Source organism: Kocuria sp. CPCC 205258 (assembly GCF_040981005.1).
Lineage (GTDB): Bacteria > Actinomycetota > Actinomycetes > Actinomycetales > Micrococcaceae > Kocuria > Kocuria rosea.
On record NZ_JAVKPS010000012.1, the window covers coordinates 52396 to 67937 of the forward strand.

Below are 15542 nucleotides of genomic sequence, written 5' to 3' on the forward strand. Positions count from 1 at the left end.
CGCTGCGCGCTGCACCCCCCACCGGCTGGAGAGTCCATGACGTCCTTCCACGGCCGCGCCCTGGCGGCCGCCCTGGTCCTGATCCTGGCCGGCGCCGCGGCCCCCGCCGCGGCCCGGCCCCCGGTCGAGGCCACCGTGCCCGCCGCACCGGCGCCCGCGCCCGCTGCGGAGGGGGCCGGGAGCCCCGGCGCGACCGACCGGGTGATCGTGAAGTTCAAGGACGGCGCGGAACCCGCCCCGCGGGCCCGCGAGCGCGTCTACGCGGAGGCCGCGGAGCGGATCGCGCCCGGGGGCGCGGCGGCGGGCGAGCCGGCGGCGGCGCCCCTGCTGGACGAGATCAGCCGGACCGTGGACTCGGCCCGGGTCGTGGCGGCGGACGGGCTCCTCGACGCGGAACAGCTCGAGACCCTGACCGGCGCCCTCGAGGAGGACCCGGCCGTCGAGTACGCCGAGCCGGACCATCTCGCGAGCATCGCCGCGGTGCCCGACGACCCGTACTACGCGACCTCGCAGTGGAACCTCCAGCCCGCCGCGGCAGGCCTCGACCTGCCCAGCGCCTGGGACCGGGCGACCGGCAGGGGCCAGACCATCGCGGTCGTGGACACCGGGATCACGTCCCACCCCGACCTGGACGCCAACGTGGCACCGGGCCACGACTTCGTCTCCCTGCACGCCGGGGGCGTGCAGCCGGGCCACTCCCGCGACGGGGACGGCTGGGACCCGGACCCGCAGGACGAGGGGGACCACGCCGGTCCCGGCGAGTGCGGATCCGGCTCCGCCGCCCGCTCCTCCTCCTGGCACGGCACGCACACGGCGGGCATCGCGGCGGCCCGGGGCAACAACGCCACTGGTGTGGCCGGTGTCGCCCACGGCGCGACGCTCCTGCCGGTGCGCGCCCTCGGGGCCTGCGGGGACGGGTACGTGTCCGACATCGCCGTGGCGATCGCCTGGGCCGCCGGCGACGACGTCGACACGGTCCCGGCGAACCCCCACCCGGCGACCGTGGTGAACCTCAGCCTGGGCTTCCTCTCCAGCACGTGCCCGGCCGCCCTGCAGGACGGGATCGACCGGGCCCTGTCCCGCGGGGCGAGCGTGGTCGTGGCGGCGGGCAACCACGACCGCGACGCCAGGATGGAGTCCCCGGCCAACTGCCGGGGGGTGATCACCGTGGCCGCCAGCACCGCCCAGGGCGCCCGCGCCGGGTACTCCAACTGGGGCCGGGTCACGCTGGCCGCCCCGGGCGGGGACCCCTCCCGGCAGATCCTGTCCACCGCCGACACCGGGAGCGCCCGGCCCGGCGGCGGCACCTACTCCTACAAGTACGGCACCTCGATGGCCAGCCCCACGGTCGCGGGGGTCGTGGCGCTGGTCCGCGAGACGGACCCGTCCCTCTCCCCGGCCCAGGTCAAGGAGGTCCTGGTCGCCACGGCCCGGCCCCTGCCCGGGTCCTGCCCGGGCGGCTGCGGCGCCGGGCTCGTGCACCCCAGGGCCGCCGTCGCCCGGGCCACGCTCCAGGAGGGCTACCGCACCCAGGGCGCCATCGGCGCCCTCCACGCCCGGATCGGCGCCTCCACCGGGGCGCCGCGCTCGCACGAACGGTGCGGCCTCGCCCAGGACGGCTGCTACCAGGAGTTCGAGCGCGGAGCCGTCTACTGGAGCGCGGACTCTGGCGCCCGGTGGGTGCACGGCGGTGTGCGCGGCGCCTGGAACCGGGCAGGCGGCGTGAACGGTCTCCTGGGATATCCCCGGACCGGGGAGCGCGACAACGGCGCCGGCGGCGTCCACCAGCACTTCCAGCGGGGCACGGTCGTCTGGAGCGCCGGGACCGGTGCGGCCCCCGTGCACGGCGCCGTCGGCGCGCGCTGGGCGGCCCTCGGCGCGGAGACGGGTCTGCTGGGGCACCCGCTGGGCGGTGAGCACCGTGGCCCGGCCGGCGGGGCGCACCAGTCCTTCGAGCGGGGCAGGATCCTGTGGTCGCCCGCGACCGGCGCGCAGCCCGTGCGCGGGGCGATCGGCCGGGCCCACGCCGACCTCCGGGGCGAGCACGGCCGCCTGGGCTACCCGGTGACCCCGGAGCAGCGCTCCGGGGACACGGTCGTCCAGCGCTTCCAGGGCGGATCGATCGGCTACCGCCACGGCGCGGTCACGGTCTCCGCCCGCTGAGCGGGCCCGGGCCGCCCGGACCCGCTTCAGGAGTTGAGCTGGTGGATGCGGGCGCTCAGGACCGTGGCGAAGCCGCACCAGCCGGCGTAGGGGAGCAGGGCGGCGCCGTGCAGGGGCCGTGCCTGCGCCGCCCGGCGCGCGAGATCGGCGGTGCTGACGGTCAGCGCCGCGGCCGTGACGGTGGCCAGGCCGGTGTCGTGCTTCGTGAAGAAGACCCAGCTCCACCCCGCGTTGAGGGCGAGGTTCAGCGCGAGCGCCCGGCGGTAGCCGCGCTCGCGCCGTGCCGCCTCGGACGGGGCGCACCCCGGGCGCCGGATCGTCCGCACCCGCGGGCCGCGGCGGTGCGCGCCCGGGCGGGTCTGCCGCTGCAGCTGGGTGAGCACGGCCGCGGAGGTCACCGCCAGATCCGCGTAGAGCACGGTCCACACGACCGGGAACACGGCGGCCGGCGGCTGCAGCCCCGGCTTCCGCAGGTCCCGGTACCAGGGGCTGTCCACCCCGGCGGAGGCCGCGGTGCCGGCCGCGGCGGCCGCCCCCGTCTGCGCGCCGGTCTTGAGCAGGTTCGTCCAGAACATGGGTCAGTCCTTCGTCTCGGTGGTGTCCGGGTCCTCGGCGGCGTGCCGCCTCCCGACGGCGTCCCGGGGGCCGGTGCGGTCCGGTGGGCCGGCGGCGTCCCCGTCCGGACGGGTGCCGCCGGAGGCGTCCGCCCGCTGCCGGGCCCAGGTGCCCAGGATCCCGGCGACCACCGCCCCGGCGTGGCCGGCGGCCATGTCGCCCATGGTGTCCAGGTAGCCCACGTTCACCTGGGGGTCCACGAGGTAGTAGCCGGCGAACTCGAGGTACTCCCACACGAGGGCCAGTGCCGCGCCCAGGGAGCTGACCAGGACCACGTGGGAGACCGGGCCGGGGGACGAGAGCCGGGACCACCGCTCGAGGGCGCGGAACGTCAGCTCGGCCAGCACCGCGGTGGCCGCGAAGTGGACGACCAGGTCCCAGTGGTCGTACCTCTCGTAGAGCAGGAACACGGAGCTCCAGGCCGCGACCAGTAGCGTCAGGTCCGTGATGATCTCCAGGGCCGCGGGCAGCCGGGCCCGCCACGTGATGGTGATGGCCAGGCACACGAGCATCATCACGGAGGCGCCCACGGCGTCGAAGAACAGCGCGGTGAGCAGCACGGAGAGCGGGCCGAGCCACCGCACCGCCAGGGCGAGCCGGCTCATGCGCGGCCCCCCGGCAGCCGGTGCCCCAGGCGCGCCTGCCACCGCTCCCACGGGCGCTCGTCGGCCCAGTTGAGCCGGATCGTGCGGAAGGCGCGCGCCAGCCGGCGGACGGCGGGGCGCCCGCCCCGCAGCGCCCGCGGGGACATGCCCACGGACAGGCCGGGCCGGAAGAGGATCCGGTGCGCCGGGTCCAACCGGAAGCTGAGGTCGAAGTCGTCGTGCAGCTCCGGGTCGTGCCGGTGGACGCCGTCCCGGACCTCGAGCCACCAGGAGCGGCGCATCGCCATGTTGGTGCCGAACAGGGGAGGGTGGGCCAGCGCGGCGGCCGTGCTGAGCACGTAGAGGCCGATGTAGAGCGCGGAGAGCAGTCGGTCGAGGCCGGGCGGCAGGCCGTGGAAGCGGCCCGGGCCGGCCACGGCGACCACGTCGGGGCGGGACGCGAGGGCAGTGAGCAGCCCGGCGATCCACTCCGGGCCGGGGACCGTGTCCGCGTCGCAGCGGACCACCACGTCCCCCCGGGCGGCGTCGTAGCCGGCGGCCGCGGCGGGCGGGATGCCCGGCGCGGGCTCGTACACCACGCGGGCCCCGGCGGCGCGGGCCACGTCCGCGGTGCCGTCGCTCGAGGCGTTGTCCACCACCACGACCTCGTCCGGCGGCCGGGTCTGCGCGGCGAGCAGCCGCAGGCAGCGCGCGAGGTGCACGGCGTCGTCCCGGGCCGGCACGACCACGGACACCGTGGGGGCACCGGGTTCCCCCGGGGGCGGGAGGTCCGGTCCGGTCGGGTCTCTGCTCTCCGTCATGGCCCCATTCTCTCGCGCCCGCGCCCTAGAATCGGCACATGCAGTCCGACGAGGGCACGATCAGCACGTCTGGCGCCGCGGCGCCGGGCGGCAGCGCGCACCGGGGGCGGCGCGGATTCGACGTGCTCTTCCTGCTGCAGCAGTTCAGCACCGAGGCCGAGCGGTACGCGGACCAGGTCCGCCGCCGCTTCGGGCTGGCGCACAAGGACGTCCACGCCCTCAACGAGGTCATGCAGGCCAACCGCGCCGGCCGCCCGATCCGCGCCGGGGACATCGCCCGCCGGCTCGTGCTCAGCGGCTCGGCGACCACCACGGTGATCAAGCGCCTGGTCTCCGCGGGGCACCTGGTGCGCGCTGTCGACCCCCGCGACCGGCGGGAGGTCAGCCTGCAGGCCACTGAGCACGCCTACCGCTCCGGCCGCCAGATGTTCTCGGCCATGGGCGAGGAGGTCCTGGCGGTGCTCGACGACTGCACCGACGAGGAGATCGACGTCCTGCGGCGGCGTCTGCCCCAGCTCACCGAGGCAGTCCGCCGGGCCGGCCACCGGGCGGGGGAGGGCGCGCCCGAGGACGGGGCGGCGACCGGGGGGACCCCGCCCACGGCGGCTCCGGAGGGCCCCGAGGCGGTTCCGCGCACGGCGTGACACGGACAATTGATTCGATTTTCGAAGGACTGTGGTGGAATGGGGGAATGGTGACGGTCTTCTCGCGCGAATCGGCCTTCTCGAGCGCTCGTCCGGGCACCGGGACGCGGACCGGGCACGGTGGGGGGCGAGAGCCTGCCCGGGTGCCCGTCCTGGAGGAGTTCCTCGCCGAGGCCACCGGCCGCGCCGAGGCCGTGGACCCCGGCTTCGCCCGGCTGTGGGGCGAGGTCGCCCGGCTCAGCTCCGGCGGCAAGCAGATCCGTCCGCACCTCGTGCGGCTCACGGCCGGCGCCTATCCCGCGCCCGAGCCGGACCCCGTGATCGAGTCCGTCGGGGCGGCGTTCGAGCTGCTGCACACCGCCCTCATCGTGCACGACGACGTCATCGACCAGGACGAGCTGCGCCGGCACCAGCCCACCATCAACGCCGCCGCGGCCTCCCGGGCGTTCGCTTCCGGCTCCGGGCCGGACCAGGCGCGCCAGTACGGCGCGAGCGTGGGCGTCATCGCCGGGGACCTCGCCCTGGCCGGCGCGTACCGGCTCGTGGCCCGCTCCGGGCTCTCGCCCGAGCGGCTGCCCCGGGTCCTCGACCTGCTCGACGCCGCCCTGTTCTCCTCGGCCGCGGGCGAGCTGCTCGACGTCGACCACACCCTGCCCGGGGCCCGTCCCGGCCGCGAGCAGATCCTCGCGGCCACGTGCCTGAAGACCGCGGTCTACTCCTTCGAGACCCCCCTGCAGGCCGGGGGAGTGCTCGGCGGGGCCCCCGACCGGGACGTGGAGGTGCTCGGGCGCCTCGGCCGCACCGTGGGCACCGCCTACCAGCTCGTGGACGACCTGCTCGGCGTCTTCGGCGACCCGGAGGCCACGGGCAAGTCCGCCGTCAGCGACCTGCGGGAGGGCAAGCGGACCATGCTCGTGGCCGCCGCCCAGCGCACGCCCGCCGGCGAGGAGCTCGACGCGATCCTGGGCCGCCACGAGATCAGCAGCGAGCACGCCCTGCGCGCCCGCGACCTGCTCGAGCAGTGCGGGGCGCGGCAGGAGGTCGAGGACATGGTCGCCGGGTGCGCGGCCGAGGCCCGCGCCCTGCTCGACGCCGCGGGGCTGCCCGCCGCCCTCGAGGAGGACCTGCGCCGCATCGTGGCCGGGGCCACGGAGCGCATCCGGTGACCGCCGCCCAGCACACCGGGTCACCGGCCGAGGCCGCCGCCCGGTACGACGACACCGCCCAGCAGGCCGCCGCGACCGTCATCCGCCGCTACTCCACGTCCTTCGGCCTCGCCTGCCGGCTGCTGGGCCCGGAGATCCGCCCGCACGTCTACGCCGTCTACGCCCTGGTGCGGATCGCCGACGAGATCGTCGACGGCGCCAGCGCCGGCGCCGGTGTCCCGCCCCGGGGCTCACGGGAGCTGCTGGACGGCCTCGAGGACGAGACCTACGGGGCGATCGAGCGCGGCTTCAGCAGCAACCTCGTGGTGCACGCCTTCGCCCGCACCGCGCGCCACGCGGGGATCGGCCCCGACCTCGTGCGCCCGTTCTTCGCGTCCATGCGCGCCGACCTCAGCGAGGACCGGCACAGCGCCGCCTCCCTCGACGAGTACGTGTACGGCTCGGCCGAGGTCGTGGGGCTGATGTGCCTGCAGGTCTTCCTGGCCGGCCGCACCGTGCCCGACCGGCGCCGCGCGCAGCTCGTGGCGGGGGCCCGCCGCCTGGGCGCGGCGTTCCAGAAGGTCAACTTCCTGCGCGACCTGGCCGAGGACTACGGGGAGCTCGGCCGCGTGTACTTCCCCGGCGTGGAGCCCGGGGAGTTCTCCGAGACCGAGAAGTACCGCCTCCTCGACGACATCGACGCCGACCTCGCGGCCGCCCGTGCGGTCGTCGACGACCTCCCCGCGTCCTCCCGCGCCGCCGTCCTCGCCGCCCACGACTTGTTCCGGGAGCTGTCCGTGCGGATCCGCGCCACCCCTGCCCGGGAGCTGCTGAGCTCCCGCATCCGCGTGCCGAACCCCCGCAAGGCCGCGCTCGCCGCGGCCGCCGTGGTCAGGGCGCGCACCCGCCGCCGCCCCACCGGGCCCCGGGGACGGCACGCCGTGGTGGTGGGGGCCGGGATCGCCGGGCTCGCCGCCGCGGGCCTGCTCGCGAAGGACGGCTGGGACGTGACCGTCCTGGAGCGCGGGAGCACGACGGGCGGGCGCGCCGGGAGGCTCGAGCGGGACGGCTTCCGCTTCGACACCGGGCCCTCCTGGTACCTCATGCCGGAGGTCTTCGACCACTTCTTCCGGCTCATGGGCTCCAGCGCCGCCCAGGAGCTCGAGCTGCTCCGCCTGGACCCCGCCTACCGGGTCTGGGGCGAGCGCTACGAGCGGCCCATCGACATCCGCTCGGACCTCGAGGACACCGTGGCGCTGTTCGATTCCGTGGAGCCCGGGGCGGGCGAGCGGATCCGGGCGTACCTGGCCTCCGCGAAGCGGACCTACCAGCTGGCCGTCGACCACTTCCTCTACACCTCCTACGCCTCGTTCACGCCGCTGCTCACCCGGCCGGTCGTGCGGGGCCTGCCCGAGCTCGCCCGGCACCTCACCGGCTCGCTGCACGACTTCGCCGCCGGCACCGTGCAGGACACGCGGCTGCGTCAGGTGCTCGGCTACCCGGCCGTCTTCCTGGCCAGCGCGCCCCGGATGACGCCGTCGCTGTACCACCTCATGAGCCACATGGACCTCACGGACTCCGTCCAGTACCCGCAGGGCGGGTTCCGCCGGGTCGTCGAGGCCGTCGAGCGGCTCGCCGTCGCCCACGGGGCACGGATCCGGACGGGCGCGGACGTGGTGCGGATCAGCACCTCCCCGGCCGCCGACGGCCCCGTCCGGGCCACCGGCGTCGTGTGGCGGGACGCGGACGGGGCGGAGCACGAGCTCGCGGCGGACGTCGTCGTCTCGGCCGCGGACCTGCACCACACCGAGACCGCGCTGCTCCCGCGCGAGCTGCAGAGCTACCCGCAGCGGTACTGGGACCGGCGCCAGACCGGCCCCGGTGCGGTGCTCGTGATGCTCGGGGTCCGCGGGGAGCTGCCCGAGCTCCCGCACCACAGCCTGTTCTTCAGCGAGGACTGGGACACGAACTTCCGGGCGATCTTCGAGGAGCCCACGAGCGTCCCGGACCCCGCGTCCGTCTACGTCTGCAAGCCCTCGGCGACCGACCCCGGCGTGGCCCCGGACGGGCACGAGAACCTCTTCGTGCTGATCCCGGTCCCCGCCGACCCCGCGCTGGGCGCGGGCGGACCGGACGGCACCGGCTCCCCGCGGGTCGAGGCCGTCGCGGACCGGGTGATCGACCAGGTCGCGGCGTGGGCCGGTGTGCCGGACCTGCGGGAGCGCGTGGTGGTGCGCCACACCGTGGGCCCCGAGGACTTCCGGCGGGACTTCAACTCCTGGCGCGGCAACGTGCTCGGTCCCGCCCACGTGCTCAAGCAGTCCGCGTTCTTCCGGGGCGCCAACCGCAGCCGGAAGGTCGCCGGCCTGCACTACTGCGGGGCCTCGACGATCCCCGGCATCGGCCTGCCGATGTGCCTGATCAGCGCGGAGATCCTGCTCAAGGACCTGCGCGGGGACACCTCCACCGGACCGCTGGCAGAACCCCTGGTGCCGCGCGGATGAGCTTCGTGTACCTCGGCTTCCTGCTCCTCAGCCTGGCCGGGATGGTGCTCCTCGACGTGCGGGAGCGGCTGTTCTTCGCCCAGGACCCCCGCCGGGCGGCCCTCGTGCTGCTCGCGGGCCTGGTGTTCTTCCTCGCCTGGGACGTCGCCGGGATCAGCCTCGGGATCTTCCTGCACAGTCGCAGCGCGTGGGCGACCGGCTGGATGGTCGCCCCGCAGATCCCCGTCGAGGAGGTCGTGTTCCTCGTGTTCCTCTGCTACCTGACGATGAACCTCGTCCGGCTCACGGAGAAGGCGCTGGCGCGCCGCTCCGCGGCGGCCGGTCCGGCCCGCGGAGGAGCGGACGCCCCGTGACCTACGCCCTCGTCATCCCCGTCTTCCTCGCGCTGGCCCTGACCCCGGCCACCCTGCTGGTCCGCCGGCCCTCCCCGGCGCCGCCGCGGCGCCGGGCCCTGGCCGTGCTCGGGATCTCCTTCGCCGTGCTCGCGCTGCTGACGGTCGTGTTCGACAACCTCATGATCGCCGCCGGGTTCTTCGACTACGGGGCCGGGCACATCACGGAGCTGCGGATCGGCCTCGTGCCGGTCGAGGACTTCGCGTACCCGCTCGCCGCGCTGCTGCTGTTGCCCTCGCTGTGGTGGGGGCTGGCCGAGCGCGGCCGGCTCACCGCCACCGTGCGCACCCTCGTGGCCACCTCCCGGCCGGTCTCCTGGGTCAACACCGCCTACCCCTTCGCGGCGGCCTACGTCCTGAGCACGGGCCGGGTGGACCTGCCCCTGGTGGTGGGGACGCTGTTCTTCCTCTTCCCGTACAACCTCCTGATGTACGGGATCAACGACGTCTTCGACTACGAGTCCGACCTCCGCAACCCCCGCAAGGGCGGTGTCGAGGGCGCTCTCGTGGACCGTTCCGAGCACCGGACGGTCCTCGTGGGCTCGGTGCTGACGGCGCTGCCGTTCCTGGCGTACCTGTTCCTGGCGGGCGGGGCCGCCGCGGCGGGGGTGCTCGGGGTCAGCCTGTTCGCGGTGGCGGCCTACAGCCTGAAGGGGCTGCGCTTCAAGGAGGTCCCGTTCCTGGACTCGGCGACCTCCGCCACCCACTTCGTGTCCCCGGCGGTCTACGGCCTCGTGCTCGCCGGCGCGGACTGGTCGGGGGGCCTCGTGGCCCTGTGCGCCGGGTTCTTCCTGTGGTCGATGGCCTCGCAGGCGTTCGGGGCCGTGCAGGACGTCCAGGCGGACCGGGAGGGCGGGCTGCGCTCGATCGCCACCGTCCTGGGCGCCCGCCCCACGGTGTGGGCCGCCGCGGCCCTCTACCTCGCCGCCGGGGTGCTCCTGCTGCTCGCCCCCTGGCCCGGGCCGGTCGGGTCCCTCCTGGTGCTGCCCTACCTCGCCAACCTCGTGCCGTTCCTGACCATCACGGACGCCGGCTGCGAGCGCGCCAACCGGGGCTGGCGGCGGTTCCTGTGGCTGAACTACCTCACCGGGTTCCTCGCGACGCTGCTGCTGCTCTGGGCGTGGGAGCTCGCCCGCTGACCGGTTCTCAGCCGGGCCGGCGGCCCTCGGCCCGTGCGAGGCGCTCCAGGAGCTTCCCGGTCGAGATCATGGCGCCGCCCAGCACCGCGGGCAGCCCGCCGCCCGGGTGCACGGAGGCGCCCACCCGCCACAGCCACGGCCGCAGCGGGCTCGTGTGGGCCGGGGCGTGGAACGGGCCGCTGCGCCACGCGGGACGCACGGCGCCGTAGAGCGCCCCTCCTGCCGAGCCGTGCGCGGCGAAGTACGCGGGGTCCAGGATCTCCGCGCTGCGGAAGCGGTCCGTGAGCGGTCCGGGCAGCCCGAGCACCCGCGCCGTGCGCTCGAGCTCGCGCGCGACGAACGGGTCCTCGAGGGTGTAGGACTTCCCGTTGGCCGGCGCGGTCAGCAGCAGGGCGAGCGTGGCCGCGCTGTTGGGGTGGCCTGCGTGCGCCGGGTAGTGGTTGGCGAAGGCCATGGTCTGCTCGGGCTCGGTCCCGGCCTCCAGGTCGGCGTAGAGGTCGGCGGGTCGGTCGGGCATGATCACCCCGTGCCGGGGCGTCCCCTCGGGCAGCTCGTGGTGGAGCACCGCGTAGACCGCGATCGCCGAGCAGCTGAGCCGGCGCGGTGCCCGGGGCGCGCGCCCGGCGAGCAGCCCGTCCAGCCGGTGGGCGTCGAGCCCGCTGACGACGGCGTCGGCCGGGTACGCGCCCCGGGCGGTCAGGACGCGCCGGCGGGCGACGGAGATCACCGGCTCCCCGGTGCGGAGCTCTACCCCGGCGTCCACGGCGAGGCGCCGGAGCGCCTCGACGAGCTCGTAGACCCCGCCCCGGGGGATCCAGACGCCGTCGCGCGCCATGACGGCGGGCATGCTCGCGTAGAGGGCCGGGGTCCGTGCCGGGCCGACACCGGCGTTGAGGGTGTGGATGGCGATGACCTCGCGCAGGCCCTCCGGCATCCAGGTGAGGCTGTCGAGGTAGTCGCGGGTCGTGAGCCGGCGCCCGTACAGCGTCCCGAGCCGGCCCAGGGCGGGAAAGGCCGCCCGGTCCAGCACGTCGGTGGTCAGCAGCCGGGTGATGTCCGGGCCGAGCACGCCGTGCTCGGCCTCGAAGCGGGTCCAGGCCGCGTGCCAGGGGTGCCCGGGCGGGACGGGCAGCTCGCACCGGGTGCCGCGGTAGTAGTACGTGCCGACCGCGGGCAGGCGCTCCAGCTCCAGCCCGGCGGTCTCCTCGGCCCTCGGCGCCCCGGCTACCGCGGGGCGGGCGTCCCGCAGCCGGTCCAGGCGGCGGAGGAGCTCCTCCCACACCCCCGGGAAGGTGAAGAGGGACGGTCCGGTGTCCAGGCGCTGCCCCTCGGCCTCGAGCCGACGGCTCTTGCCGCCGAGGTGGTCGGCGGCCTCGAGGAGGGTGACGCGGTGACCGGCGTGGCCGAGCAGCACGGCCGAGGTCAGCCCCCCGATCCCCCCGCCGACGACGACGACGCGGCTCACGGGTACAGCCCGAAGAACAGCGCCACCGTCAGCTGCACGCCGGCCACGGCGCCGGCGACGTAGGGGAAGGCGATCGAGTACCGGTACAGCCGGTGCCCGGTCTCCGGCCTCGGGTCCCGCAGGAGGGAGACCACGAGCCACCCGGCGATGAGCGCGTTGACCGCGGCCACCGGGAGGCTGACCAGCGCGAAGCCCAGCGTGGACGCGGCCCACCAGCCGCCGCTCCACAGGGCCGTCCCGCGCGGTCCCAGCCGGACCGCCGTCGTCGTGATGGCCACCGCGCGGTCCTCCTCGATGTCCTGGACGGCGTCGAACGCGTGCTTGGCCACGCTCCAGGCCATCAGTCCGAGCGCCGCGGGCCACACGGGGGCCGCCCCGAGCGCATGGGCGACGAAGACCAGCGGCAGCGCGTAGGCGGCGTTGCTCAGGGAGTCGAGGTACGCCCGGGCCTTGAAGCGCAGGGGTGGGGCCGAGTAGAACACGAAGACCAGGACGTACAGCGCGATCCAGCCCAGCGCGGCCGGGGGCAGGGTCACGGCGAACCAGACGACGAACGGCACGTTGGTGACGAGCACCGCGGTCAGGATCGTGCGCACCTCCTCGGACCGGATGAGGGCTCCCTCGAGCGAGCCCTTGCGGGGGTTCAGGGCGTCGGTGTCCTGGTCGAAGACGTCGTTGACGCCGTAGATCAGCAGGTTGAAGGGGAGGGTGAGCCACAGCAGCAGCGGCAGTGCCTCCCACTGCCAGAGCGAGCCCGCCAGCCACATGCCCACCACGCCGGTGCCCAGGGCGTTGATCCAGAGCACCGGTCGCGAGATGTGCACGATCCGCTGGAGCGCGGGGGCGAATCCGGCCTGGGGCACGGCGGCGGACCTCCTCGGACGTCAGGTGACCCGGGGGTCCGGGTGCACCCCACACTACGTCGGTTCCGGGGCCGGTGCGGCGGCGGGCCCCGGCGGTCCCGGGGTGCTCCGCCGGCCCGGTCGTGCGCCGTCCCGCCGCGGGGCAGACTGTGGGGGTGCGCATGATGCTGCTGACCTCCGGAACCCGCGGCGACGTGGAGCCCTTCGCGGCCCTGGCCCGGCACGCCGCCGCACAGGGCCACCGGGTCCGGCTGGGGGTGCCGGAGAACTCCGGGGTGGACCTGGCCGGGATCGACACCGTCGGCCTGGACGTGGACTTCCACCGGCTGATGCACGCCCCCGGTGCCTCGCCGCGGGCGGCGGTGCACCACGTCCGCGCCGAGGTCCGCCCCGGGATGCGGCGGATGTTCTCCGCGGCGGTGCGCGAGACCCTGGCGTTCGACCCGGACCTGGTCCTGCACCACCCGCTGATCCTCAGCGCGCCGGCCGTGGCGGACGCCCTCGGCGTCCCCCGCGCGCTCGCCGAGTTCGTGCCCGTGGCGACGCCCACCCGGGAGTTCTCCGCACCGGGCGGGCCCACGGTCTCGAAGGACCTCGGGCGGTTCAACCGGGCGACCTACGCGGTGCCCCGCGGCGGCGCCCGGTTGTTCCGGCGGGACGTCGAGCACGCGTGCCGGCAGCTGCCCGGCGGCCGGGCGCCCCGGCACGCCGCACCCTCCCGCGCCACGCTGATGGGGATCAGCCCGCAGCTGCTGCCCCGGCCCGCCGACTGGCCGGCCAGGGTGCACCTGACCGGTGCCTGGCACCCCGGCGCGGCCGCCCCCGACCCGGACCCGGCGGTGGCCGAGTTCGTCCGGGGCGGGCCGTGCCTGGTCGCGACCTTCGGGTCCATGGCGGCGGGGGACCCGTCCGCGCGGGGGAGGACGGTCGTGGACAGCGCGCGTGCCCACGGGCTGCGGGCCCTCCTGGTCACGGGCTGGGGCGGGCTGGCCCTGCCGCCGGACCGCCGCGGCGAGGACGTGCTGGTGGTGCCGGCCGCCCCCCTGGGCGCCCTGCTCCCGGACGCCGCGGTGGCGGTCCACCACGGCGGAGCCGGGACCGTGCACACGGTGGCCCGTGCGGGCGTCCCGTCCGTGGTGGTGCCCTTCCTCGTCGACCAGCCCTTCTGGGGCCGGCAGCTGCACCGGCTCGGCATCGCCGCGGCCCCCATCCCTCGCCGGAAACTGGCCCCGGAGGCCCTGGTCCCCGCCGTGGGCGACGCCCTCGCCCGCCGGGAGCAGGCTCAGCGGGTGGGGCGCGCGGTCCGGGCGGAGCAGGGCCTGGACACCGCCTTGGACGTCCTCACCGGCCTCTGAGCCCGGCCGCCTCCCGGGGCACGTCCCCGGGGCCTCGTGACCGAGCCGGCGGCCCCGGCAGGAATCATCAGCGGGACTGACGGATCAGCATGGGAAAACTTCGCTTTTCCGCACGGATGACGCCCCCGATACTGGAGGGACCGGGCGACGCCCCGCCCGCCACCACCCTCCCGGAGGACTGCACCATGACCGTCGACCTGCTCCCGCCCCGTTCTCCCCGGACCTCCTCGCGCCCTGAGGGCGCCGCCGGCCGCGGGCCGGCGGCACCGCTCCTCCGGGGCGGGCGGCACAGCTGGGCCGACGTCGAGCAGGACTGCCCGTACTGCGCGGGTCCCGAGACCGACTGAACGGCACCCCGCCCCCGGCGTCGTCGGGGCCTCCGACGTAGTGTGGTCGGGAACACCCCGACCGTCAGGAGGTCCGCCGTGGAACGGCGTCTGCCCCAGTGGTCCGAGCTGCGCCCGCTCCTGCAGTTCGAGACCCCCGCCCTCGACCGCCGCGCGGCCCGGCTCGCCCGCGCCGCGGACCTCTGGGACCTGCGCCGGATCGCCCGCCGCCGCACCCCGCGCCCGGCCTTCGACTACGCGGACGGCGCCGCCCAGCGCGAGCTGACCCGCCGGCGCTCGCGGGAGGCGTTCGACGCGGTCGAGCTGCTGCCCCGGATCCTGCACGGCATCGCCGCCCCCGACCTGTCCACGCCGATCGCCGGGGCGCGGTCCGCGCTGCCGTTCGGGATCGCCCCGACCGGCTTCACCCGCTTCATGCACGCGGAGGGCGAGATCGGGGGAGTCCGCGCGGCGGAGCAGGCTGGCATCCCCTTCACGCTGTCCACCATGGGCACCCGCTCGCTGGAGGAGGTCGCCGCGGCCGGACCGGACGCGACCCGCTGGTTCCAGCTGTACCTGTGGAAGGACCGGGCCCGGTCCCGGGACCTGCTGGAGCGCGCCGCGGCCCACGGCTACGGCACCCTGCTCGTCACCGTGGACACCCCGGTGGCGGGCCAGCGGCTGCGGGACGTGCGCAACGGCATGGTCATCCCGCCGAGGCTCACGCTGCGGACGGTGGCCGACGCCTCCTACCGGCCCGAGTGGTGGTTCAACTTCCTCACCACGGACTCCCTGAAGTTCGCGTCCCTCTCGGGCACGAGCGCCGACCTGCCCACCATCACGAACTCGATGTTCGACCCGACCCTGTCCTACGCGGACCTCGAGTGGATCCGCTCCGTGTGGCCGGGGAAGCTCTTCGTGAAGGGGGTGCTGACCCGGGACGACGCCCGGCAGTCCCTGGCCGCGGGGGCCGACGGGCTGGTGGTCTCCAACCACGGCGGCCGCCAGCTGGACCGCGCCCCCGCCTCGCTGCACGCGCTGCCCGAGGTGCGGGACGAGGTGGGGGAGGGCGTCGAGCTGATCCTCGACTCCGGGGTGATGAGCGGCGCCGACGTGATCACCGCCCTGTGCGCCGGAGCGGACTTCGTCCTCATCGGCCGGGCCTACCTCTACGGGCTGATGGCCGGCGGGCAGCAGGGGGTGGAGCGGGCGATCGAGCTGCTGGCCGAGGAGGTGCGGATCAGCATGCAGCTGATGGGCGCCGAGACGGTCGCCGACCTGGGCCCGCACCTGCTCGGCGCCCGCCACCACCCCGACCCCTCCCGCCGGGACACCCCGGCCGACCGGCGCTGAACCACCGGCCCCTGCGCCGAGGGGTCGCGTTCCGCCTCCACCACCGCCGAGGAGTCGCGTTCTGCCCCCGCCGCCGCCGAGGGGTCGCGTTCTGCCCCCGCCACTGCCGAGGAGTCGCGTTCTGTCGACATGTGGCCGCGATACCGTCCGAACACGACCCCCCGCGATGGGGG

Annotated in this window: 14 protein-coding genes; 9 read left to right on the forward strand and 5 right to left on the reverse strand. The window is 75.8% G+C overall.

Annotation, left to right across the window (positions count from 1 at the left end):
• Positions 1–36 precede the first annotated feature (36 nt).
• On the forward strand, positions 37–2163 hold the full coding sequence (locus RF644_RS16230; RefSeq protein WP_368797259.1) for a S8 family serine peptidase: 2127 nt from the start codon (positions 37–39) through the stop codon (positions 2161–2163).
• A 26-nt stretch (positions 2164–2189) separates the two neighbouring features.
• Here the strand turns inward: RF644_RS16230 and RF644_RS16235 are convergent, their stop codons facing one another.
• The 3 genes from RF644_RS16235 to RF644_RS16245 are packed head-to-tail and all read right to left on the reverse strand — an operon-like array spanning position 2190 to position 4183.
• Positions 2190–2738, reverse strand: a complete 549-nt coding sequence (locus RF644_RS16235; RefSeq protein ID WP_368797260.1) for a TspO/MBR family protein — start codon at positions 2736–2738, stop codon at positions 2190–2192.
• Positions 2739–2741: 3 nt separating this feature from the next.
• Positions 2742–3383: a hypothetical protein gene (locus tag RF644_RS16240; protein ID WP_017834826.1), complete on the reverse strand. Its 642-nt coding sequence runs from the start codon at positions 3381–3383 to the stop codon at positions 2742–2744.
• Entirely contained in the window at positions 3380–4183 is an 804-nt protein-coding gene (locus tag RF644_RS16245; protein ID WP_368797261.1) for a glycosyltransferase family A protein, read from the reverse strand. Before RF644_RS16245 ends, RF644_RS16240 begins: the two co-directional genes overlap by 4 nt.
• A gap of 38 nt (positions 4184–4221) precedes the next feature.
• Here RF644_RS16245 and RF644_RS16250 point away from each other — a divergent pair, with 38 nt between their 5' ends.
• The 5 genes from RF644_RS16250 (at position 4222) to RF644_RS16270 (ending at position 10007) form a co-directional block, all read left to right on the forward strand.
• Entirely contained in the window at positions 4222–4827 is a 606-nt protein-coding gene (locus tag RF644_RS16250) for a MarR family winged helix-turn-helix transcriptional regulator (protein WP_368797262.1), read from the forward strand.
• Positions 4828–4970: 143 nt separating this feature from the next.
• Positions 4971–5993, forward strand: coding sequence for a polyprenyl synthetase family protein (locus RF644_RS16255; protein ID WP_368797263.1), 1023 nt, complete (start codon positions 4971–4973; stop codon positions 5991–5993).
• Positions 5990–8476 carry a phytoene desaturase family protein gene (crtI, locus tag RF644_RS16260; protein ID WP_368797264.1) on the forward strand — a complete coding sequence of 829 codons (2487 nt, stop codon included), beginning with the start codon at positions 5990–5992 and terminating at the stop codon, positions 8474–8476. The genes RF644_RS16255 and crtI overlap by 4 nt, the downstream gene beginning before the upstream one ends.
• The gene (locus RF644_RS16265) at positions 8473–8829 is read left to right on the forward strand and encodes a lycopene cyclase domain-containing protein (RefSeq protein ID WP_017834831.1); all 357 of its coding nucleotides are present in this window, start codon (positions 8473–8475) and stop codon (positions 8827–8829) included. Before crtI ends, RF644_RS16265 begins: the two co-directional genes overlap by 4 nt.
• Positions 8826–10007, forward strand: a complete 1182-nt coding sequence (locus RF644_RS16270; protein WP_035923224.1) for a prenyltransferase — start codon at positions 8826–8828, stop codon at positions 10005–10007. The genes RF644_RS16265 and RF644_RS16270 overlap by 4 nt, the downstream gene beginning before the upstream one ends.
• A 7-nt stretch (positions 10008–10014) precedes the next feature.
• On the opposite strand, the gene RF644_RS16275 is transcribed toward RF644_RS16270, so the two are convergent.
• The gene (locus tag RF644_RS16275; protein ID WP_368797265.1) at positions 10015–11472 is read right to left on the reverse strand and encodes a phytoene desaturase family protein; all 1458 of its coding nucleotides are present in this window, start codon (positions 11470–11472) and stop codon (positions 10015–10017) included.
• A complete protein-coding gene (locus tag RF644_RS16280; protein WP_368797266.1) occupies positions 11469–12335 on the reverse strand; it encodes a UbiA family prenyltransferase in 867 nt (288 codons plus the stop codon). Before RF644_RS16280 ends, RF644_RS16275 begins: the two co-directional genes overlap by 4 nt.
• A 161-nt stretch (positions 12336–12496) precedes the next feature.
• On the opposite strand from RF644_RS16280, the gene RF644_RS16285 reads away from it, so the two are divergent.
• The 3 genes from RF644_RS16285 to RF644_RS16295 all read left to right on the forward strand — a co-directional run bounded on the left by RF644_RS16285 (position 12497) and on the right by RF644_RS16295 (position 15369).
• Positions 12497–13690, forward strand: a complete 1194-nt coding sequence (locus RF644_RS16285; RefSeq protein ID WP_368797267.1) for a glycosyltransferase — start codon at positions 12497–12499, stop codon at positions 13688–13690.
• 185 nt (positions 13691–13875) lie between these two features.
• The gene (locus RF644_RS16290) at positions 13876–14037 is read left to right on the forward strand and encodes a hypothetical protein (RefSeq protein ID WP_368797268.1); all 162 of its coding nucleotides are present in this window, start codon (positions 13876–13878) and stop codon (positions 14035–14037) included.
• Between the two features lie 78 nt (positions 14038–14115).
• Complete coding sequence (locus tag RF644_RS16295) at positions 14116–15369, forward strand: alpha-hydroxy acid oxidase (protein WP_368797269.1); 1254 nt, start codon at positions 14116–14118, stop codon at positions 15367–15369.
• Positions 15370–15542 lie beyond the last annotated feature (173 nt).